The organism is Aureimonas pseudogalii (genome assembly GCF_014196835.1).
Taxonomy (GTDB): domain Bacteria; phylum Pseudomonadota; class Alphaproteobacteria; order Rhizobiales; family Rhizobiaceae; genus Aureimonas; species Aureimonas pseudogalii.
Map to the genome: position 1 here is coordinate 26,840 of NZ_JACIEK010000015.1, position 21,224 is coordinate 48,063.

The window sequence follows — 21,224 nt, forward strand, 5'->3', positions numbered from 1 at the left end:
GAGCGATCATGGCGTCGATGCTCGTGTCGACGTCGGCGTGGGCGCAAGCGGGCGTCGCCTTGGAAAAGGTGACGTTCGACAAGGAAAATCAGGAGGCCACCAACATCGCACGAGCGATGTATCAGCCGGAGTTCGGCTACGTCTCCGCGCAACGCATCTGGCTGCGAGACCCTGCGGAGGGGGCGATCGACCAGATCGCCGTGAAGATCGGGCAGGGCGTCTCGTGCAGCGAGGATTGCCACGTCGCGGTCCTTTATCACACGGACGGGGAATGGGCCGAGCTGTGGCGGGGCGAGGGCAAGACCTTCGAGCTTGGCCAGATCAACGAGATCACCGGTTTGAAGTCGATCTTCGCCGACAACCGCGAATGGTCCTGGGGCGGAGCGAAGTATGAGCCGAGCCTCTATGGCGGCTATCCACCAAGGCGTCCCGCCAACGAAGCCGAGATGCGTTTGGCGACGGACTGGATCAAGGCGAACTACGCGGACGAGCTTCACAACATCGACGCGCCGCAGATCACGGCGCTCGATGTGAACCTGATGACCGGCGACGAGAAGCTCATCTTCATCTTCGACCTGACCATCTGCGGGAACGATGCCTGTCCGGTTCTCGCGGTCGACAACGGTAAGGTCCTTCAGCAGTTTTCGGCGATCGGGCCTGATGCCGGCATCGCCGATGGGCGCACCGACCAGAACGGCTACCGCCTCATAGAGATCCAGACCGATCAGGACGTGTCTGTGGTGAGCCCGTCCACCGGCGAGGTCGTCCAACACATTCTGGCGCAGGACGTCATCCCGGCCGGGGCAAAGCGCGTGATTGCCGAAGCCCCCGCTGCAACTCAGGTGCCGGAGCTGCCGCAATGAAGATCCTTCGCACGACCCTTCTCGCTGCTGCGCTGCTCGGAACGACAGCACTCGGCTTTGCCAGCACGCAATACGTGAACAATGTCACGGGTGCCGAGTCGGGGGGCAACTACGCCATTTTCAACACGTCCGGCACGACGCGGGCGATGGGGCGGTATCAGTTCCTCCCCAGAACGTTCGCAGGGCTGGGCTACATGAAGCACACCGGCGGCCCGGTCAGGGAATGGTCGAGCTACACGTTCACTGACGAAGCTCGCTCTGCTGGTGTGAACAGCTTGAACGACCTTCGCTACTCGGAAGCTGGCCACCGTCTTCAGGACGCCGGCATGACGCGGTTCACGAACCGGAACCTCAACAGTTTCAGCTCGACGACGCGCGGCGCGATCGGCTCGACCGTAGCGGGGCGTCCTGTCACGACGGATGGCCTCTTGTCAGCGGGGCACTTCCTGGGATCCGGCGGGCTGAACCAGTGGGCTGCGTCCGGCTTCAGCGTCTCCGGTTTGCCCGCGAAAGTCGTAGCCGCCAATGGCGGAAGCGCGGCGAAGCTCAACGAATACCTTCTGAACCGCATGGGCAAACACGCCGGGGAAACCTGGGTGGGCGGCGAGTCCGTCGAGTGGGCAGGCGGCACAGGCGACACCACCAGCTATGCTCAGGACGGCATGTACGACGCCACGGAAGGCTTTCCAGGCTTCGGGTCCAAGCGTCAGGTCGTGATCCAGGAAACCCTACCCTTCCAGGGTCAACGCAAGTCGCTTGGAGGCGGCGCATGATGATGCTCCGGACACTGACGATCGCCGCGATCGTCGCGCTTCCCATCGCCTCCGTACATGCGCAGGATGCCGTTTCCCAGCTCTTCAAAAGCGGGCAGGGCGGCTGTGATAGCGGCGTTGCATCGAAGTTGACGGAGGCAATCCGCGCGGGGATCAATACAGAGGTCAAGCGCGCGGAAGCGGCTTTGAAGATGCCTGCCGGCATCTCGGGCCTCGGGTGCCTGGACGATCTCTTTTCGATCAACCTCGACACGATGATCTCGCTTCCGAACCTTCAGGGCCTCCTGAAGAATGCGATCTCGAACGCCGAGAGTCAGATTTGCTCGATGGCTCAGGAGCAATGGGCGAAGGTCACGGAGCCGCTCACGGCCGCCTTGCAGCTTCCAAGTTTCGACCGGCTCGGCATCCCCGGCTTCAACGGTTCGACCGTGCAGATCGAGTTCACCACTCCGCAGTCAGGCTTCGGTTCGCAGGGCGGGGCACCGAGCTTCTACGAACGCGAGGATCTAGGTGAGGGAACGCAGCTCCGAGACGAGTACAAGCGTATTTACGGGGGGAACGGACAATGAAGCGGCTTGTCGTTCTGGCGGCGCTGGTCGCCTCGTCCACGTCTATGTTCGCCATCGTCCCATCGGCCTACGCGGTGTGTGACGGTTGTGTTGTCAGCGCCGTGAACAACATGAACGCCAATGTGAGCGCCCAAATTCAGGGAACGACGCAGGCGGTTATCGCCGCTCAAACGGCGATTGTGACCGCGCTGGGTCAAAGCACGGCACAGCTTTCGGGCTACGAGACCCGCACGGCGCGCTCGCAGCAGCGCGTCGAAGACGCCGCGCAACAGATCGAGACCATGCGCCAGCGCGACCTCGCGCGCGCGAAAGCCGAAGGCGGTCGATACGATCCTGCGGCATCGGCGTGTACGGATCTATCGGGCATCATCCAGTTCGGTGGTGGTGGGGGCGGATCGCAGGGCGTCGGCGGCAACGATCTCGTCAACTCTTCGAGAAACTGGAGCCGTGGCAACGGCCCTGCTGGTCTACCTGTCACGCAAGGCGGGCTTGCCGTTGCGCAAGTGATCGTTGCGGACCGGGAAGAGCTCCAGGGTCTCGGGGGTTATCTCGATCCGACAACGGATCTTCGTCTCATGCTCGAAGGCCAAACCCTCGACACGACGGACGAGAAAGTCGCGAAGGCGTCAGCCCGTCTGGTGAACAACGTGGTCGATCCCACGCCGGCGAGACCGTTGACGGATGGCGAGAAGAGGACACCGCAGGGCAAGGCGCAACTCGCAGCTCGGCAGATCGATGAAGCCCGGCGATCAGCAGCTCATTCGGTCTTTTCCTACCTTGGCGATCTCGCAGCGCCGACAGGGAGTAGCGGCTTGGTCGATTGGGCCAAGCGAGCTGCGCCTGCTTCCTACTCCAACACGATTGGCGATGCGGTCTCGAACCAACAGGTCATCGACATCTTCGTGCAATCTCGGTTCGCAAACCCGGACTGGCACCAGCAGCTTGCGACGATGGCGCCAGAGGCCGTTTCGCGTGAAATCGCGTTGACCAATGCGCTCAACCTTCATGTGAACTGGATGATGTTCCAGCTTATGAAGCGTGAGGCGGCGGTCAGCGCCACGCATCTGGCCACCGAACTCGACAACCGCGATACATCCGGCACCGCCATCACGACGCGCTTCGAAAGCGCTGCGGCGCAATAGGATGGCCGACAAGTACCAAAGAAGACGCTGGCGGTTCTTTCGAGCGCCAGGTGTCGACCTCGCGTCAAAGGTTGCAAAAGAAGGGTTGGACGGGGCAGCCGAAGGGCTGTCCTCAATGCGTCCGAGAGGCTTCAACCGACGTGGGTTCTTCGGGCGCGACCCGGACGGTGGGATCCAGCGTTTTCGGGACCATTCCTACTCCCTGAGCGATGACCAGATCGAGGCCGCCTTGTTCAATTGGGAGCGCGATCGAGGCATTTTTGTCGTGGTCTGCGTCGGATTGCTTGCAGCGATCCCATTGGCCGCTCTCTACGACGTCCTGACGATTCCGTTCGGTGTAGGTCTCGTCGCCGGCGCAGCCTTCATGGCTGTCAAAGCTTTGGTGGCGGATTTCCGCGCTTGGCAGATCCAGCAAGGTCGGTTTGGAGCGCCTGTCGAGTACCTGAATCACCGCTTGCCCCGGAACATGCAGATCATGGAGAAGGAGCGGTGATGAACCGGCTTTCCGCTGCGCTCGTCTTGTTGCTGTTGTCGGCATCGGCCGCGACCGCGGCTGAAATTAGTCTGGTCGACATTTTCCGTGGCCAGGGCGATCCGCAGACGAACGAGTACCTGAACATGGTGTTCGGGCCTCTGTTCCCCGTTGTCGGCGAGATGGGGGGCCAGTCTGCGACGCTCGTGTCGCGTCTGATTGCAAACTTCAACGTGATCTTCTTCGCGATCGGCCTCTTGCTTCTCGTCTACAACATTATCGTGGGCGTCACGGAAACGGCCCACGACGGCTCGGTCCTGGGGCAGCGCCATTCTTCGCTATGGTCGCCTATCCGGATGATCGTCGCCGCCGCGTGCCTCATCCCGCTTCCGACTGGCTACAACGGCGCGCAACACGCCATCGCCTATGTCGTGAACGCTGGCACGGCGACGGCATCGTTCTTTTGGGACGAGACGGTCGACATCATCGTTCAGGACAGACTTCCCGTCGCAGCACCGGACTATGCGTCTCTTGATGCGCAGTTCCTGCAAGCGGTGTGGCGCATGGAGCTTTGCACGGCCGCATACAACGAAGAGGTCGTTAAAGGCGGGGATCTGCCTGCGATGACGGGAAGTTGGTCAGGACAAGTACCCGATACCTACCAATATTCCATCCCAGACCGGATCGCGGCCTGTGGAAAGATCAGCCTGCCGTCGGCTCCTGCTGGCTTCGAACGGGTCGCCTCGGCGGCTGGCGCGTCCTATGAAACTTGGCATAGCGGCATGAAGGACGCCATCGACGCGACCCTCGACGATTTTACACCCATTGCCAAACTTGTCGCGGCCGCTGCAAGCAAGCGCGAAGCGCTACCGGAACCGCGACGGCTTGGTCTCGATATGCGCGCATGGCGTGTCCGTCATCGAGCGGTAACGAACGCGCTGGTGACGACACTGGAAGAACGAGCGCAGCAGGCGACAAAGGAGTCGCTGGTCAAGACGGGTACGGAGGTCTCGAACGAGCAACTTGCCGCCAATATGAAAAACGGCGGATGGACGCAGGCAGGCTTCTACTACGCAATCGTCTCACGGTTCTCGGCCGATGCGTCAGCCGTGCAGCAGATGATGCCGATTGCTTCGCCCGGTGACGCGATCGGCGCAAGTAGCAACCCTAATGGATCAACGTTCCAAGCCGTTCGATCACAAGTGGGTGGGTGGCTAGGATGGAACCGTGACGAAGATGCGCGAGATTTTCTAGCTGAGGTTCTGAACACGTATAATATCACAGTGAACTGGTGGAACGAGTCTGTTGCTCGATCCAACATTCAGGCGTTTACTAACGAGCGCCAAGCGTATGCGGACACAGCGGGCGAGTTGTCCAGTTGGATGCCATCGCCCAACGGTGTCTTCGATGCCTTCCAGTATCTCGATCCTGCAAACGGCTACAATCAGGATCCCCTTCTGGCCCTAATGACTGTCGGCCGTGTGTTGGCCGTAGCCGCCGGCGCCACGATCGTTCTTCTGGCTGTCGCCGCTGCTTTCCCGCTTGTAGGGGGCGGATCGGTGTTCATTGGGACCGTACTGGGCTGGGTGTTGAGTGGAACAGCCTTCATGGGAGTGTTCATCTCCTACATCCTGCCTTTGGTTCCATCCGTCATTTGGGTGATCTCGATCGGAGCCTTTCTGCTTCTGGTGGTCGAGGCAATCTTTGCCGGCCCCTTATGGGCTATTGCTCACCTTTCCATGGACCGGAACGGCGGCATGGCTGGGCCGAACGCGCGCCGTGGGTATGTCATGCTCCTGGCTCTATTCCTTACGCCTGCGCTAATGCTGATGGGCTTTCTTGCCGGCATGGCGATTTTCCGTGTGCTGGGTACCCTCGTGAACGGGGGCTTCTATTACGCCATGACCGCGGCGCAATCGTTGAGCGCAGACAGCAACTTCGCCATCATGTCGGTGTTCGGCATCTTTGCGGCGCTCATCATGATGACGTTCCTCTACCTTATCCTTCTCGAACGCTCGTTCAGCTTGGCGGCCGAGTTGCCGAGCCGCGTGTTGCGTTGGTTCGACAATGTTGCAGTCGATCTCGACGACGGAACCGCAAACCGCGCGCGCATCGCGGCAGCGGGCGGCGGTGCGACCGCAGCCGGAGGCATGAAAGCCCTGGGAGCACAGTCCAACAGATCGATTGACGACCACGAGAAGCGGGTCCGCCCTGTTCTGCCGAGGAGGCAGCTGAAGAAGAAGGATTAGCGGACAAAAAAAGGGGACTTCAAGCCCCCTTTTTTCATCCATCGTCCTTCACCAGTGGGTGGTGAGGTATCGATATTTCAGAAACCGGCAAATCAAGAAGCTCAACAACCAACTTGCCACGATCAGGGCGAATATTGCGATCTGGTCATCGCTGAACCCATTAAAGCGACCATCCATCATTCCAGAAAACCCGATGAAGATTGCTAGAGCAGGCAGCAATCCGAACCCTACAAAAACCAAGGTGATTGCAGCAGGAAGGAAGGCGACGATCCAGATGGCCCCGAATACCAGGACCCGGAGCCTGTATTCAAAAGCGCTGAGATGCGTGCAGGGACCTCTATGGGGCAACGCCCATCGGATCAGGAATGTTGGCATGTTGCCCTCCATTGAGGTGGATCAGACGACAAAGACCGCAACTGCCGTGGATTAGAACGAAACCAGAACTATAACGTTCCTCTCTTAGATGCAACCTGCGCTAAAGTTTTGGCTCCATGATATTAGACAGGGGGGCAGTATGAGCGGTCTTCACAGCCGCATCCAACGCCGCGTTGTCAAGATCCACTCGTCGCTGATCGACTGCGATGACGACCCGTGGACTTGTGTCCGCTCGATCTCCTGGATAGGCGACGATGCCTCCGACACAGCCGTCGGTCTCGATTTTGCGAGCCGCATCGAACGCGTACGGCAGGGACGATTTTTTGAAGACCTCGAACTCCGACGCGCGCAGGCACATGGGCATGGGTCCAAACGTGTAATTGTGTCTGTTAGGGATCTCGTACCCAGCCCGGTCGTTAGTCCGGTCATAGGCTTCAGGCATACGGTCGAACACGACACGTCCGTCAGGGCCGAAGACCCACAGCGATCTGTTGTCACGCTTGTAGACGCCGGACGTTGCTCCGTACTTCTTTTCGAGGAGCGTCATGAAGCCCTGTGGTGAGATCGGCGTGTCGCTTGGGGGCCGGTACGTGTTGCTGATCCGTACAGCGCGGTTAGCGACGAAGGGGGACCCGAACGTCACCTCCAGAACGTTCTCTGCCTTGATCGGCGCCCCGTAGCTTCTAGGAGGCAACTTGGTTGTGAGCTGGTAGACATACTGGACGTCGAAGCTGGCGCCGGTGTCCGGGTTCACCTCGCGAATGGTGCGCTTTTCCTCAGAAAGCTCACCATCGTAGGCAGCGCGCACGTCGTCCGGTGTCATGCCGAGCTTGATGCCGAGAACGTCCAGCACCGCTCCTTCTGGGAAACCTGCCATCGGCGGATCGTCATTGACCGGCACGATCGTCCCGGCCGACGCGGAGGCAACGATTGCGAGGAGGGAGAAGCCGCAGAGGGCCAGGCGACGGAAGCTTCGCATGTCCGTTCCTTCAGGCGCTGGCGCGTTGGGCGCGTGGGATAAAGCGTCGAGCTTCTTGATCGGTGATCCGGCCTTCATTGACCAGATCCTGCGCCGATCGCCATAGCGGTTTGGCGAGGACGCCCTCGGGCGGGCGGTCCATGAGATCCGAGACGATGCTGGTCCAGGCTGTCACCGGCGTCGACGTAAAGCGGTCGCGAACGTCGTCGTCGAACCGAAGGTATTCTCGCACTGCCACGCGACCGCGAGCATCGCCAGTGCGGATCAAGTGCTGGACGATGACAAGTTGGAGCGAGGTTATGAGATCGAAGGCGCGGCCTTCGCGCTCCTCGGGCGGGAAGACGGAGGCCATACGGCGGAGCGCCTCGGCCACGCTGCCGGCATGGGTGGTGGTGTTCACGAGGTGGCCCGTCAGGCACGCCTCGATCGAGGCGGCCATAGTTTCACGATCGCGGGACTCGCCGACGTTGATGATCTGCGGCGCGCGGCGCATGGCAGAGCGGATGCCGTCGGCAAAGGTCGGGAGGTTTCGACCCTCGCCGATCTCGCTCTGACCGATCAGCGACGCCATGTCGGCGTTCTCGTCCAGAATGTCGGCGTAGGTGAACTCGATAGGCGCCTGGAAGTCGGCGATCTTGATGCCGCGCTTGGCTTCAAGGTGCATCCTGGTGATCGCCGCCATGGTGGTGGACTTGCCCTGTCCGGTGGCGCCGGCGATGACGACGATGCCCGAACGGTGATCGAGCTGGTCGCGAAGTTCTAGCTCGAGCGAAACGCTGTCGAGGGTCGGGGTCTTGTTGGGCAGGCCGCGAAGGGTGATCTCGATCGCGTTCGTGCCGTCGCGCATGATGGGTGTGGCGTTGACGCGGTATCCCTGGCGCGTGCGACGATCCACACGGACCTCGAAGCGAAAATCCAGAGCTCTCCCCTGTCGGAGGATGGAAGCCGCGTCAGTGCCCTTCCAGAGTCGCGAGAGAATGGCCACGACTTCGGCCGACGAGATGTGCTTCTTGGCGCCGAAGTACCATCCGCCGTTAATCTGGACCCGCGGCCTGGCATCGCTCTGCAAGGTGATGTCGGACGCGCCCCGTTCGACCGCGCCGACGGTGAAGGCATCGAACAACTCCTCCCCGCCGGCGTCGTATCGACCGGGCTCCGGATCGAGGACCGCCACATAGGCGGCCTCGGGATCGAAGGGGGTCGTGTCGAACAGCCGTTTGTCGATCATGGGCTTTCGAATTTGCGGGTGACGGGCTTCCACTGCTTGGGATCGCGCACGAAGGTCGCGGCATCGACGATGCGGACCGTGCGCTCGCCGATGAACAGTTCGTTTGGCGCGGACGAGGCGCGTCGCTGGTCCCAGCGAACGGCCAGTTCCTTGATAAGACCGGCGTCGACCAGGCGGCGGTACTCGACCATGCCGAGATAGTCGCGGCGTAGATCGTTCATCGCAGCCTTCAGGGCGTCGTCGGCCATGCCCTCGCCGACTTTCCATCCCTCGGCGAGGTAGGCGTCGAAGATTTTGCGCTCGTCGTCGTCCTGGGGCAGGAACTCGATGTCCGGCTCGTTGGGCTGTTCGAGGGCCATTACGAGGTAGTCGCGCCAGGTGGGGACGACGCCAACGAGGCGGCCGGGCTGTTCGATCCGGTAATACTCGTCGGCCGCCACGCTCTGCGTGCCGGTGTCGTTGATCTGGAGCGCGGACGTGCCGCGTGTCACGATCGGCGGGATGACGAACCCGGCTTCCTTGGGCGTGACGTAGACGACGCGGTTGAAGTTGAAGGCTTCCGAAAGGCGACCGCTCTCGACCTCGAGCTGGCGCATGATGTCGTAGGCGCGGCGATAGTAGCCTGCCTGCGAGGCATAGGCGGTCGCGGCGTCGCGCAGAACCTCGTGCCGGATCTTCTCCACCTCGGTCGTCGCGTATTTGCCCGACCGGGCACGCTTGGAAAACGAGGCGTAGTCGAGAGGAGCTGGGCCCTTGGCCAGGAGGTCGTTGTTGCCGGCAAGGGGAAGGGGACCGCCGGTATGGGCCGGAACGTTGATCTGAATGTCGTCGGCAAGCGTCTTCTCGCTGCCGCCGACTTTGGTGGTCTGGCAGCCGGCGAGCATCGTGGACGCAGCGAGCATGGCGAGGATGACGCGCGCTCTCATAGGGTGACGTCATCCTGATGCGGGACGGGGCTCGACTCGGGCCGCACATAGCGGATGGTCATGACCCGGTTGTTCTGGTCGATGGTAAGGGTGGCCCGGGTGCGCGCCTGTGCGAAGCCCTCGCGGAGAAAGCCGATCGCCGTCAGATCGGCTTGGTTGACGGCGACGACGATAGGGGCGCCGGGCTTCTCCCCGGAGGTCGCGACGCGAAAACCCGTCAGCTTCGCGATGCGCTGGGTGAGGTCCTCGACCGTGCCGTTCCATCGGCTATCGACCAGACGGAACAGCTCCTCGCTCGGATAGTTCGGGACGAGCTGGACGGCGTTGGCGTTGTAGCCAGCGAGCGCCCCGTAGCGCGAGGCGTATTCCTTCTGGTCCTCGGTGAACGAGGTCTGCTGAGCGATGTAGCCGGAAATCCCCGTCAGATCAGGTGGGGGCGCTTTTGCGCATCCCGCGACGGGAAGGCAGAGCGCAACGATGATGCCGATTCCCCGCACGATCGGGCTCCCCCTGAATTAACGATGTCGGTTCTGCATACTCTAACGATTATTTTCCTCAATGAGCTGGCGTAGATCGCGTGTGGCTGTTGCAGTGGAGTCACATGGCTAATCCGTGCAAACCCCAGCTAGGCGCCGGGGCCTATATCGATCCCGCGCGATGTGTTGATCTCGATGGTGGCTTCGCGAATGATTGAGCGTTGCGTGGTCATGGACGCTTCTCGAACCGCAGTGTCGACGGTCGCGACGGTGGCAACGATGCCCGCTCTCTTCTCGTCGGATAGGCCAGGGATCCGATCAACCGCGTCGGGGACGCTCATGCGGGCATTCACCGCTTGGCGCCACTCCTTCACCTCGGAGAACGCCTCCTGTCCCATCGCGCTCACGGCGAGTTCGTGAGCCGGTTCCTTGTCCGTCCGCTTCATGGCTGAAGCCTGGGCGAGGTCCTGCACGACGCCGATGGCCGCGGGAGACAAGGTGGGAAGGGGCGTTGCCATCTCATCCCGCCAAGCGATCTCGGTTTGGCGGATTGCCGGCTCCACGCGCTCTGCGGCCTCGATCGTGTTACGCATGGAGGCCGTGAACAAGGGTACACGCTCCAATGCGAGTTGCCGCTCTGGATCGGGGTTCCCGAACAGAGTCTTGCCTCCTGCCATGGCGCCAAAGGACTGTGGCGACGCTTCGACGTTGGCTAGGATCGCGGCGGCCTGTGAAGGGTTCGAGGCGATCGCCTCCTGAACCTTTGCCACTACGCTTTCCGGCTCCTTCCAGGCATGTCCGGCATGGAGCGTGGCGTCCTGCAGAAACATCGTGACGCTGGGGTGTGTGGCGACAACCTGCGAAACGGTCTGCTCAACCGTCTGCGGCCACTGCGTGATGGCGGGCATGAACGAGGCGGTGACGGCGATCGCGGTTGTGGCGATCACGGGCACTTCAAAGCTGGAAGTGACCGGGACGGTCACGGTGCCGTCGGCTTCGATCGTAGGAGGTATGTCTTTCTTGGGTACGACGACGAGCCCGACTTCGGTGATGATGGTTGGGAAGGGGCTATCCTCCGCCAAGATGGTGCCGACGACGATTTCGCCCGACCGGGCGGTTCTCACAATGAACTCGTCGGGTTTGACGTCCTGAGCCGCGAGGTCTCCGATAGCGATCCGAAGGGCTTCCCGACGGCCGGGATCGACGGCATCCTCTATGAGGTGGCGCATTGCCGGTGCTTTCGGATCATTGAAGGTCTCGACAGACGCTTCGATCATCCGCGTCTTCGTGATGACCGAGAAATCGACTTCATGTCCGACATGGGCGCCAAGCGCCTGGATGAAGGCTTCCTGCGTGCGGCCGTTGCCTTCACGGAACGGATGGACGTAGTTGAGCTCGCCCAGCACTTCGCCAGCGTTTGCGGAGAAGGTCTCGATCGAGGACCCTTTCAAGGCTTCGATGTTTCGGATGGGATCAAGGGCAGCGTTCAACCCCATCTCGATGCGCGAACCGGGCAGAAATGCCTGTCCGGCCTTTGACATCGATCCGATCGGCTCGACACGCTCTCCATCGATCACAGGACGCTGGTTGCGCGTCTGCCCCGCCCATTCGTAGACATCTTGGAAGATATGGTGGTGGATGGCCTTCAGGTGATCGGCGTCGAAAGAACCCCGCGGGCCACGACCTTCGCTCAGTTCGATCTGTCGAAGATCCGTCAGGGCATATTCGGCTACGCGAAGCTCGGCACCTGATCGGATTTCAAACTTGTTTCGCAGGACGTCGTGCCGATCGGCGTCGTCACCCTCGTTGGGATAGGTGTAGGAACCGGCCATGGCGATCAGGCCGGACGAAAGCGAGCAAGGGTCTGCTCGCGTAGTTCATCCATGGTGATCTCGCCGTTGGCATAACGAGCCTTGCCGTCCTCGAGCACCTGGTCGTGAACGTAGCCCTGACGTCGATTGGCAGCTCGCGCTTGGTCGATGGCCTTCAGCCGGCGAGCTCGCTCGGCTTCGCTAATGGCTGGGTTGAGCCGATCGGCTGTCATGGTCGTACTCCTTCTTCCAATTCGAACGCTTGCCCAATTCAGCGGCCTCGGTTCGGTGGGGCTCTACTGCATCGAAGTCGATGCCCCGACACTCCCTGTCTCTCACTCTCGATCCAAAGGATTCAGGGCAATCTAGATGCTGATGTCGGGAGAGGTGTTGATGGTGATGCTCCGTTCACGCTCGATTTCGATCCGCTGCGTGTTCCTGGCTTCCTTCAACGCGACGTCGACCGTGGCGGCAGTCGTCTGGATCTCGCTCGCCTTCTGCGTGCTGATCTCGGGGATGCGGTTCACCGCATCCGGCACCGCGAGGCGTTGATCCAGTTCCTTGCGCCATGCCGTCACCTCGGCGAGGACCTGACGGTTGCTGATCGCCTTCAAAGCGATCTCATGGGCAGGTTCTCGGTCGGGCCGCTTCATGCCGTTGGCAAGAACGAGGGCTTCGACGACCTTCGCAGCTTCAGGCGATAGGGTCGGCATAGGCTTCGCCATGAGGTCTCGCCACTGCGTCTCCGCAGCCATGATGCCGGGCCGAAGAAGGTCGACCGTTTCCCTCACGTTGTTGATCGAGCGGGAGAATACGATGGCCATATCGACGGCCTTTTGACGTGTCGCGTCGGGTCGCATCAGAAGGGTTCGACCACCATTGAGCTCACCATATTGCTGGGGGTTGCTCGCCACCGCATCGAGGACGATACGGCGTTCTGCAAAGTGCGCCGGCAGCGCCGCCTGGACCAAGCCCAAGGCGGCGTCCGGATCGCGCCAAATGATGCTGGCCTGCTTTCGCGCGACGTCCAAAAAGCCAGTGACTTCGGGGTGAGCTTCGAGCGTTCGCGTGACGGCCTGCTCGATCGAAACGGGCCAACGCGTCACAGCCGAGATGAACGGTTGAGGCGCCTCGACCGCTTCGACGATGCGGACCGTATCCGTCGCGCCGGTATCGATCGGACGGACTGGCTGGATCGCTGCCGCGACGGACCTCTCATACTCCTTGAGTGTCGTCGCCTCGATACGATCATGACGGTAGCTCGCGTCGATCGAGCGCACGGTTTCCAGAAGACCGAGTTCCCAGGCCGCGCGCGAGACGGCATGGATCTCGATCCAGTTCTCATGCAGAGCGCGCCTTGTTCCATCAGCCAGATGGTCAAGGCGAGTGTCTTGGAGAACCGCCTGGGCGTCGCGGCCGATCGCGACCACGAGTGTCGGGGGAACGATCGCGGCCACACGCTCGGCATAGCTCGTAAGCTGCGTTGAGGTTCGCATCAGCGTCAGTTCGTTCTCGGCCGATCGGAAGGCAGAGCGACGCGCCAGACCTTCGTGGTTCATGGCGGCCGAATGCTGCTGCACATGATCGAGACGGTGGATGGCGCTGACGAGTTCCGGAGACGGCGCGATCTTGGGATCAGGTGCCTGGTCTGGACGAAGCAGGGTCTCGGGAACGAGGATCCGTTGACCGGCTTCTGGCGAACGAGCGCGGGCCAAAACCTCGGCGGCGAACTGGCGAACGGAATGAAGGACGTCGGCCGGATCGGGAAGACCACGCTCTTCCAGGAACGCCCTGAAGCGCCCTATGAGGCTTTCTGGAACGGGGGAGATCGCCCGCTCAGCCTCGAGAGCCTTTCGCGCTTCCATGTAGTCCTGCGTCGTCCGATAATCGATCGACGTGTCTTTCAGCTTATCGGTCGCAAGACGCTCCATTGCCTCAGTGACGGTCGCGAGCTTGGGGGCGCCGGGACGAGTGAAGGACTCCAACGGAACGTGCATCGTCACCTCCTCGCGGTGCCGCGAAAGTGCAACGTAGGTGAGCTGCGCATCCATCATTCCGCCGGCAACGATATGCACGCGATCGTGCGTCGAACCCTGCGATTTGTGGATGGTCGTGGCGTAGCCATGATCGATGTTGATGTACCCGCCGGGGGCGACCGGGACGGCTTGCTTGCGCTCTGGTACCGCGACGAACATCGTGCCGTTCTCGAACCGATCGACAGTTCCGATGCTGCCGTTTCGGATCGAGAGTTGCCGGTCGTTGTCGAGGAAGATGACGCGATCACCAACGGCGAACTCGCGTTGTCCGCGAGCCGTCATCATCGTGCGCTCGTCAGCAAGACCACCCTCGGCCTGAATAGCTGCGCGAGCGAGCTGATTGAGGACGCGAACGTCGACATTGGTATGGGCCAACATGACGACGTCGACATTGGCGCGCCAGTCGATATGCCAACCTTCGATCGCTGCCGTAAGGGCGTCGGCTCTCCGATCGTGAGGTCGGAAGGTATCGTTTCCGTGGTAGATGTTGAGCGCGGACTTGGCATCGCCGGCGCCGAAGTGAACGCTGGCTTCGGCATGGTCCGAACGCTCCTGGCGACGAACTTCGGTGAGTTCGACGTAGCCGACTTCATTCGCGATCGAGCGGAAGGCAGCGCCCGCTTCGATCGGCTGAAGCTGGCGAGCATCACCGACGAGGATGACCTTGGCGCCGAACTTGTCGAGCTCCGCCACGACGCGCGCCATTTGCGCCGATGCGACCATGCCGGCTTCATCGATCACGAACACGCTGCCGGGCGCGAGACGGTCGTAGCCCTTGCTCCAGGCATTCTCCCAAGACGCCAGAGTGCGGCTTTCGATGCCGGAGGAAACTTGCAGGTTGTCGGCAGCCTTACCGGCCAAAGCGGCACCGACGACGGTCGCGCCTTCGGCGGTATAGACCTCGTTCACTGCCCGCAGGACGGTCGACTTGCCAGCGCCGGCAATGCCGACCATAGACGAAAGCCCGGTTTCAAGGGTTAGACGATCGACGGCCGAGCGCTGCTCGGCCGTATAGGCAAATCCTTGAGTTTCCTGCGCGAGTCCAATGGCGATTTCCTTGCGCTCGGGATCGACGGCAAACGACACATCGGCGGAACGTCGTTCGACGGACGCTATCATGGCCGCTTCGCGTTCCAGCACGATCGTCGTCGTGAAGCGTTCACGCTGAACGATGCGGTCCGTCTCGGGATCGTGGATCTGCGCCTGGATCGTTACGAGCTCAGGAAGCGCACCGACGCGACGATGAAGCGAGGCAAAGTCGTCGCCTTCACCGGCATAACGATGAATGAAACGAGCGACATCACGGGTGTCGAACGTCGACTGTTCGCGGGTGATTTGCTCGAGAACGAGTGACGGATTGGCGACGAGCGCCTGGAAGTTTCTCGAGCGAGCTGCAAGGTCGGCTTGGACGTGGATATCAGGTTCGCGAACGGCGCCGATATGGTGGACAATACCGTGGTGCGTCGTCGGCTCGATGTCGATGATGCCGCGATCCCTGAACGAACGATGATCGACTGAAATATCAAGACCGGCTTCGGCGAGAGCGACGTTGACGGCGCCCGCCCAAGCTTCACGGTTGGCGTAGAGCTCACGCTTCGATCCGGCCCACTTCGTGTAGGCGATCGCACCCCTATCCGAACGGATCGCGATGCCCTCGGCGTCGAGTTGAGCGATCGTCTTCGGGCCGAACCCGATCTCTGTTAGGGGGCGCACGGTGGCCATGATATGGGCGTGCGGATTATGCAGGCGGTCCTCGGGCGCATGGTAGGCCCAATCCACGACCTTGCCCTTCTCGGTGTAGTTCACCCGGACGAAATCGCGGATCAGTTCGATGTTCTGCGCCTCGGTCAGCTCGCGAGGAAGCGCGACGATCAGGTCTGTCGCGTAGAGAGCATCGCCGCGCTTCTCACCCGTTTCGACCGTGTTCCAGAGGGCTTGGGATGCCGTGACGGCTGAGGCTCCAACGAGATGGGCCGTCTCGGGATCGGTGAAGCCAAGTTTTTGGCGGATCCAGTCAGGTGCGTCGGATGGAATTGCGAGTTCGGAGTGGACGCCACCCTGCTTGCCGGAGAAATCGTTGATGATCCCGGTCAGTTCGCAGGTCATCACGACGGCATGGCGGTACGCAGCGGCCGCGACGGCCGATCGTCCGCTCCCTCCTGTGACCGCAGATTGGCGAAAGCTATAGATCGCCACCAGACCATTCCGACCAATCGTCGCTCGGCAGCGACACTAGGAGGGTCCTATCGCCTCTGTTGCGAAACGCAACAGCTAAGTGCGCAGACTGCCAAAACAGCCTGATGCTCGTGCGGTCGCTATGCGACCACATCTTCGAGCAGGGTCGCTTCGCTCCCGATGGCCAGCATGGGAGTGAGTGGGACGGCAGGTTGCGTACGCATGGCCTGGAGACAGATCACCGCCGTCGACCACGGTCATGAGAAAAACTTGGCATCGGTGCTGGCTTATGATGGATGGGAACGTGCCGAGTAGAACGCATTCGAACACGAAAGGGGACAAGTAAGATGGCCAGACCCAAAGCGAACAACGAAGGGTCGCAATCGCGATCGGCCGTTCTGAGAAAACAGATGGATGATCTGAAGGCTGAGCTTCGACAAGTCGAAGTCGCCGAGGAAGCAGCCTTTGGAAAGATGGCGCGTAAGGCGGGCCTCTTCGAGCTGAATGTTCCTGACAAGGATCTGCGTGAGGCGGTCGCGTCGATGGTCGCGACGTTTCGCGGAAACGCGGGTCAGAAAGACGACACCGCTAAGAGACCGCAAACGGAAACTCCTTGAAGGGATAGCGGCGATGCAAAGGGCTCTACGAAGAGCGGAAGCATGGCCCGCGGCAGACGCTCGACGCAAAGACGCTCATGAGAAGATCGGCCTTGGAGGTTTGGTGGTGAAAGCCGGACTGCGAGAAGCGGATAAGGCGTTCATCCTGGGCGTCCTCGTGGATGCCGCATCGCGTATGTCGGACGGCGAGTATCGAGCTCGTATGACGGATCTCGGCAGAAGGAATTTCGGGCAATGATACGCAGGGAACCGGTGCCAACCGTATGGTGGGCATTCGCAGCGTTGGGGGTCGGGTTTGTCGGAACGGTCATAGCATGGGGATGGCTGTTCGCAGGCAAGTCCTGGATGGTGAGTTCAGGACAGATCATGTACCTGAGCCCATCGAATGCGACCTACTGCCTTTGGCCATGGGACGTTCTCGACTGCCGCCGAATGTTCAGCCTGAACGGCTACGCCAACATGCGGAAAATCACATCCTATCAATCAATCACGTTCGCGCCTCTGCTCACAGGCTTGACTGTCTTCAGTGTCGGTTTCTGGCAGCGCTGGCTTCGCCAGAAGGAAAGAATCATCCTCGCGGGCCCGACCGTCTCCGATTTCAAGGGCCTCGTCGCGGCCAGCAAAGCCGAGCTGGGCAATGGCGGTCTGCCTATGTACGGCGAGTGGTCCCTTGGGGACCGGCGTGCTTTGAATGGGATGATCGTTTTTGGTGCCCAGGGTAGCGGCAAAACCAACCTGTTACGCCACCTGCTCCAGTCCGTGACGGACGCCGGTGATCGCAAGATCGTCTACGGGTACAAGTCGCACGTATATGCGCTGATGCCATGCGAGCTTGCAACAGCACAGGACACTGGCGGCGAGGGTGCCCTCATCAACCCAGCGGACAAGCGTTCATGGGCTTGGGACATTTCAAGCGATTGTCGAACGCGGGCCGACTGCATCAACCTTGCAAAGCACCTTATCAAGAATCCAGAGTACGAGTACTTTGAGAAAGCGGGCCAAGGTGTCGCCGCCGTCGTCATCATCATGCTTCATACGCTCAAGCCGGGCGTTTGGACATGGCGGGATTTATTCGACGCGTTCACGGCTCCGAAGGAGCAACTCGCAGAGTGGGCGAGTGAGTACCATCCGACCTCATTGATCTATATCGAGGTCGACGATCGCCAGTGGAACAGCACGCGCACCGGCATCCAGAACGCGATCAATAATTTCGAACTCCTGGCCATCGCCTGGGGAGATCAGAAGGGTAAGAAGCTTTTCTCGATTCATCGGTTCATGCAGGGGACTGGGCTCCCCAAGACCGTCGTGCTCGGTCATAGCGGACGCTTCGACGAGCTATCGGGTTCATGGATCGCGGCGTTCTTCACGATCGCGGCAAAGTCGGTTTTCCACGAGAACTTCAAGCAGCCGGATGGACAGCGCACATGGTTCTTCCTCGACGAGTTTGCGCGTCTGGCGAAGATCGACGGTATCGAAGAGCTGGTGAGCGCAGGGCGCGAGCGCGGTGCGCCTGTGGTCCTTGGCTTGCAGGATTTCCACGCAGTCGAGAAGGTGTACGGTCCCGAGGCGTTCAAGACGTGGATGTCTTCGATCCAGACGAAGGTCATCTGTCGAACGGAGCCTGGAGAGACTGCATCCTGGCTGATGCGTATTCTCGGATCGACGCGGATCAAGGAACTCAGAACCAAGCCTTCGCAGAATGGGGGCACGACGCGAGAATGGCATGAGTACGAGGACAACGCCCTGCGTGACTCTGAAATGTCCTCAGAGCTTTTTTTGGTCGAGAACGTTGGGACTTGGGTCGTAGTCCTTGGCTACGGCCGGGATATGTATCGCGTCCTAGTCCCGTTTGTCGACCGCACCGAATTGCGCGAAGGGTATGTCGAAGCGGAATGGATCAAGGAGAAGCCGGCACCCAAGCCCATTCCGGAGGCGGCTGAATAGTCGTCTCACGGAGCGAACGCATTAAGATGCAACGGCCGCGCAAGCGGCCGTTTTTTGTGCCCAACAGGCGCGCTTGTCCAGCGCGACCGGCGGTATCGGGCATGCGCTTTTGTGCGCCGGCACAGGTTCGCCTTTCGGTGAACCGTCCTGCCCTTGGAAACGGCTATGGGTGGCGTGAGCTAGGTCGAGAAGGGGCTGAAATTTCGCCCTTCTTCGGTCACGAGCCTTTCACGACCCGCAAAGCGGGTCGTGTCCGTTACTCCTATAAGAGAGTATATTGGGGTTTGGTTTTTGGGTGACATTCGTGTCCTACCCTGGAATCCAGGGATCACGCCCGCGAAGGGCCGAAGGAGCGCTCCCGGCGTTTCTGCAAGCCACCGGGCGAGGCCCTTGGCGGACTCGAAGAATGGCGCTGCGAGCTCAGTGACGATGATCGTCAGGCCGATGTGCATCCCGTTGCGGTTCGTGCGGACCTTCGTCTCGATGTAGCCCCAACGAACGAGGTCGGTGAGGTAGCGCCTGATGGTGCGCGTTGAACGCGCCATGATGTTGCCAGCGGTGCCTGTTGTGATGGTCGTCTCTCGCCCTTTGCCGCAACGTGCGCGCAGCACCTGCAAGAACGCCTTGGCGTTTGGCGTCAGGCGATCATCGCGTGCAGCGGTGGTCGCCATAGCGGGTGCGTACTGACGGCTCTCGTTGGGGCTGGGACGCAGCGAACGAGGGCAGGATGCCTTCGGCTTCCTTGGCGCATTGGGTTCGCGTGGAGGCGTGCCGACGAGCCGCTGAGGCGATGTCGGTGGAGCGCCGATCGCGGCCGATCGGCGTGTCGCCTCGGCGAGCGAGATCAGTCCGGCGGAACGGTCGCGCCAGATCGCCGCCCGCGCCAGGAAATCAGGGTGCGGAGGGGCGATCTGTTGCGCGTCGGACGCGAACAGGTCGGGCGTTGATACCGCGCTCTGTGTCCAGGCGTGGCTCAGCGTTCGCACGCTCGGGGACGTGCGGGATCGTTCTGCCAAGGAACCTCACTCTGCGCAGATGGCAAAGCTTTCCCGTGGCGAGTTCATCGCATTTTCGATTGACGATTTTGGCGTGAGGCTGTAGGGTTCAAGCGCTTACTTTGAAGGTCCTACAGCCCCGTCGCGATGATCTCGCGGTGGGGCTTTGTCTTATGCGCGATCTCTCGTGTTGGGATTGTCGTTCAGGGGTGAAGCCGAAGGCGCCCCCCCGGTGTTCTGCTCGACACGGAGCCGCTCGAGCAACGCCTGAAGGGCGGTGCTTTGGCTGGCGTAACCGTGCTGGATCTGAAAACGCCGCAGGATCTGCATATGTTCTTCGCGAACGAAGAACTGGCGGCCGCGTTCGCCCGCGGCTTTCCGGCGTTCGACATGCTCGAGGACGCGCTGCGTGGTATCGCTACGCTGGGGCAAATTCTGAAACTCCCCTTCTCGTTTAAGTTAAACGCCCTGATTCTGAGCGATCGATTAACCAACTTAGACACGTAAAATCGGAGTGCGTGAAGGGGAACAGTCGTTTTTTGGGTGCTGGCAGGCAATCGAATCGGCAGAACTAGGCGCAATTATCGACGATGACGACTGATTGGGGTAGTGCGGAATCAATCTTACGGGTCGAACGTAGCCTATTAAAAGAGGCTGCATTTATCTTCCTTCAAAGCCCTATAAGACAATGATTTCAACGCTCTATGAGCGTTGGGCGGTTTAAGCGAAGCTTTTGCGAAGCAGGAGCGAGCGATCAGCGCCGGTTGCAGCCGGCGAGCATCGTAAAACGATGAAAAAGCGAGCCCGGAGGCTCGCTGTTTTCGTCTTCAGAGCTTGTTGAAGAGGTTCGCGACCACATCCACGGTGTACTGGCGGGCATCGCCCTCGCCGTAGGAGGTCTGTGCGACTCGGGCCTCGACGTAGACCGTATCGCCCTTTGCGATGTTCTCTTCGATCCACTTGCGCTGGTTTTCCTCGAAAACCGTGACCGGAACCCAGTCGGTGCGCTCCCGGCGCTGACCATCTTCACCGGTCCAGGAGCGGTTGGTGGCGATCGAGACCTTGATGCAGCCGTTGAAGACGTTGATGGAGCCGACGTTGCCGAGAATGGTGAGGCGGTTGACCGAGCGCATGGGGTTCTCCTGTGGTGCGCGTTTCGATGCCCTCGCCAGCCCGCGCCTGGCGTCGCGCGAGCAACCTGAATTGCGGAGGGTCCGCCCCGCAGGGGTGGAAACCGTCATTCGGGTTGCGCGCATAGCGACCCAAGCGGGCAAGAACGGGCATCTTCGGAAACGGGCATCAGGGAGGCCCTTGGTCGGGTTCGTGGTAGCCTCTCTTCGGGCTCACATCGGCCTGGTACGTCGTTTGCCTGCATGGTGCCTCCAAGTCCCTGCGCGGGCCGCGGCGGGATGTCAGCGATGCTTACATGGGGTCCGGTCGCGGTTTTCGAGTTCGCGCCGTGGCGGAATGAAGGGGCCGGGAAGGGCCAGGGCTGATTGTGGCCAGCCGCTCAGGTGGCGGGTCGTGACGATGGGTGACCGCTTCGCTGGGATGTGGTTGCTCGGCCGTCATAGGCTGGATCGAAATGTGCGGC

20 protein-coding genes are annotated in these 21,224 nt (G+C 61.0%); 10 read left to right on the top strand and 10 right to left on the bottom strand.

Features of this window, described 5'->3' with window-relative positions:
• Positions 1–8: 8 nt before the first annotated feature.
• The 6 genes from GGR04_RS19585 to GGR04_RS19610 are packed head-to-tail and all read left to right on the top strand — an operon-like array spanning position 9 to position 6,068.
• On the top strand, positions 9–863 hold the full coding sequence (locus GGR04_RS19585; protein WP_183201678.1) for a hypothetical protein: 855 nt from the start codon (positions 9–11) through the stop codon (positions 861–863).
• Positions 860–1,636 carry a hypothetical protein gene (locus tag GGR04_RS19590; protein WP_183201680.1) on the top strand — a complete coding sequence of 259 codons (777 nt, stop codon included), beginning with the start codon at positions 860–862 and terminating at the stop codon, positions 1,634–1,636. The genes GGR04_RS19585 and GGR04_RS19590 overlap by 4 nt, the downstream gene beginning before the upstream one ends.
• On the top strand, positions 1,633–2,205 hold the full coding sequence (locus tag GGR04_RS19595) for a hypothetical protein (RefSeq protein ID WP_183201682.1): 573 nt from the start codon (positions 1,633–1,635) through the stop codon (positions 2,203–2,205). The genes GGR04_RS19590 and GGR04_RS19595 overlap by 4 nt, the downstream gene beginning before the upstream one ends.
• The gene (locus tag GGR04_RS19600) at positions 2,202–3,347 is read left to right on the top strand and encodes a conjugal transfer protein TraW family protein (RefSeq protein WP_183201684.1); all 1,146 of its coding nucleotides are present in this window, start codon (positions 2,202–2,204) and stop codon (positions 3,345–3,347) included. The genes GGR04_RS19595 and GGR04_RS19600 overlap by 4 nt, the downstream gene beginning before the upstream one ends.
• A gap of 1 nt (position 3,348) precedes the next feature.
• Complete coding sequence (locus GGR04_RS19605) at positions 3,349–3,840, top strand: hypothetical protein (RefSeq protein ID WP_183201686.1); 492 nt, start codon at positions 3,349–3,351, stop codon at positions 3,838–3,840.
• Complete coding sequence (locus GGR04_RS19610) at positions 3,840–6,068, top strand: DotA/TraY family protein (RefSeq protein WP_183201687.1); 2,229 nt, start codon at positions 3,840–3,842, stop codon at positions 6,066–6,068. Before GGR04_RS19605 ends, GGR04_RS19610 begins: the two co-directional genes overlap by 1 nt.
• A gap of 48 nt (positions 6,069–6,116) precedes the next feature.
• Here GGR04_RS19610 and GGR04_RS19615 read toward each other — a convergent pair whose 3' ends face one another.
• The 8 genes from GGR04_RS19615 to traA form a co-directional block, all read right to left on the bottom strand.
• Positions 6,117–6,443, bottom strand: a complete 327-nt coding sequence (locus GGR04_RS19615) for a hypothetical protein (RefSeq protein ID WP_183201689.1) — start codon at positions 6,441–6,443, stop codon at positions 6,117–6,119.
• Positions 6,444–6,543: 100 nt separating this feature from the next.
• A complete protein-coding gene (locus GGR04_RS19620) occupies positions 6,544–7,422 on the bottom strand; it encodes a hypothetical protein (protein ID WP_183201691.1) in 879 nt (292 codons plus the stop codon).
• Between the two features lie 10 nt (positions 7,423–7,432).
• Complete coding sequence (locus GGR04_RS19625) at positions 7,433–8,650, bottom strand: type IV pilus twitching motility protein PilT (RefSeq protein ID WP_183201693.1); 1,218 nt, start codon at positions 8,648–8,650, stop codon at positions 7,433–7,435.
• A complete protein-coding gene (locus tag GGR04_RS19630) occupies positions 8,647–9,576 on the bottom strand; it encodes a type IV secretory system conjugative DNA transfer family protein (protein ID WP_183201695.1) in 930 nt (309 codons plus the stop codon). The genes GGR04_RS19625 and GGR04_RS19630 overlap by 4 nt, the downstream gene beginning before the upstream one ends.
• Complete coding sequence (locus tag GGR04_RS24475; protein ID WP_183201697.1) at positions 9,573–10,073, bottom strand: DotD/TraH family lipoprotein; 501 nt, start codon at positions 10,071–10,073, stop codon at positions 9,573–9,575. Before GGR04_RS24475 ends, GGR04_RS19630 begins: the two co-directional genes overlap by 4 nt.
• Positions 10,074–10,201: 128 nt before the next feature.
• Positions 10,202–11,884, bottom strand: coding sequence for a Fic/DOC family protein (locus tag GGR04_RS19640; protein WP_183201699.1), 1,683 nt, complete (start codon positions 11,882–11,884; stop codon positions 10,202–10,204).
• A 5-nt stretch (positions 11,885–11,889) separates the two neighbouring features.
• Positions 11,890–12,096, bottom strand: a complete 207-nt coding sequence (locus GGR04_RS19645) for an antitoxin VbhA family protein (RefSeq protein ID WP_183201701.1) — start codon at positions 12,094–12,096, stop codon at positions 11,890–11,892.
• A gap of 132 nt (positions 12,097–12,228) precedes the next feature.
• Positions 12,229–16,095, bottom strand: coding sequence for a Ti-type conjugative transfer relaxase TraA (traA, locus tag GGR04_RS19650; protein ID WP_183201702.1), 3,867 nt, complete (start codon positions 16,093–16,095; stop codon positions 12,229–12,231).
• Positions 16,096–16,421: 326 nt separating this feature from the next.
• Between traA and GGR04_RS19655 the strand changes: the two genes are divergently transcribed.
• The 3 genes from GGR04_RS19655 (at position 16,422) to GGR04_RS19665 (ending at position 18,635) form a co-directional block, all read left to right on the top strand.
• Positions 16,422–16,691, top strand: a complete 270-nt coding sequence (locus tag GGR04_RS19655; RefSeq protein WP_183201705.1) for a TraC family protein — start codon at positions 16,422–16,424, stop codon at positions 16,689–16,691.
• A gap of 13 nt (positions 16,692–16,704) precedes the next feature.
• The gene (traD, locus tag GGR04_RS19660) at positions 16,705–16,929 is read left to right on the top strand and encodes a conjugal transfer protein TraD (protein WP_183201706.1); all 225 of its coding nucleotides are present in this window, start codon (positions 16,705–16,707) and stop codon (positions 16,927–16,929) included.
• Between the two features lie 128 nt (positions 16,930–17,057).
• Positions 17,058–18,635 carry a type IV secretion system DNA-binding domain-containing protein gene (locus GGR04_RS19665; protein WP_210291892.1) on the top strand — a complete coding sequence of 526 codons (1,578 nt, stop codon included), beginning with the start codon at positions 17,058–17,060 and terminating at the stop codon, positions 18,633–18,635.
• 179 nt (positions 18,636–18,814) lie between these two features.
• On the opposite strand, the gene GGR04_RS19670 is transcribed toward GGR04_RS19665, so the two are convergent.
• Entirely contained in the window at positions 18,815–19,621 is an 807-nt protein-coding gene (locus GGR04_RS19670; RefSeq protein ID WP_312857493.1) for a helix-turn-helix domain-containing protein, read from the bottom strand.
• A gap of 306 nt (positions 19,622–19,927) precedes the next feature.
• Between GGR04_RS19670 and GGR04_RS19675 the strand changes: the two genes are divergently transcribed.
• Entirely contained in the window at positions 19,928–20,137 is a 210-nt protein-coding gene (locus GGR04_RS19675; protein ID WP_210291893.1) for a hypothetical protein, read from the top strand.
• 320 nt (positions 20,138–20,457) lie between these two features.
• Here the strand turns inward: GGR04_RS19675 and GGR04_RS19680 are convergent, their stop codons facing one another.
• Complete coding sequence (locus GGR04_RS19680) at positions 20,458–20,763, bottom strand: single-stranded DNA-binding protein (protein WP_183201709.1); 306 nt, start codon at positions 20,761–20,763, stop codon at positions 20,458–20,460.
• Between the last annotated feature and the right edge of the window lie 461 nt (positions 20,764–21,224).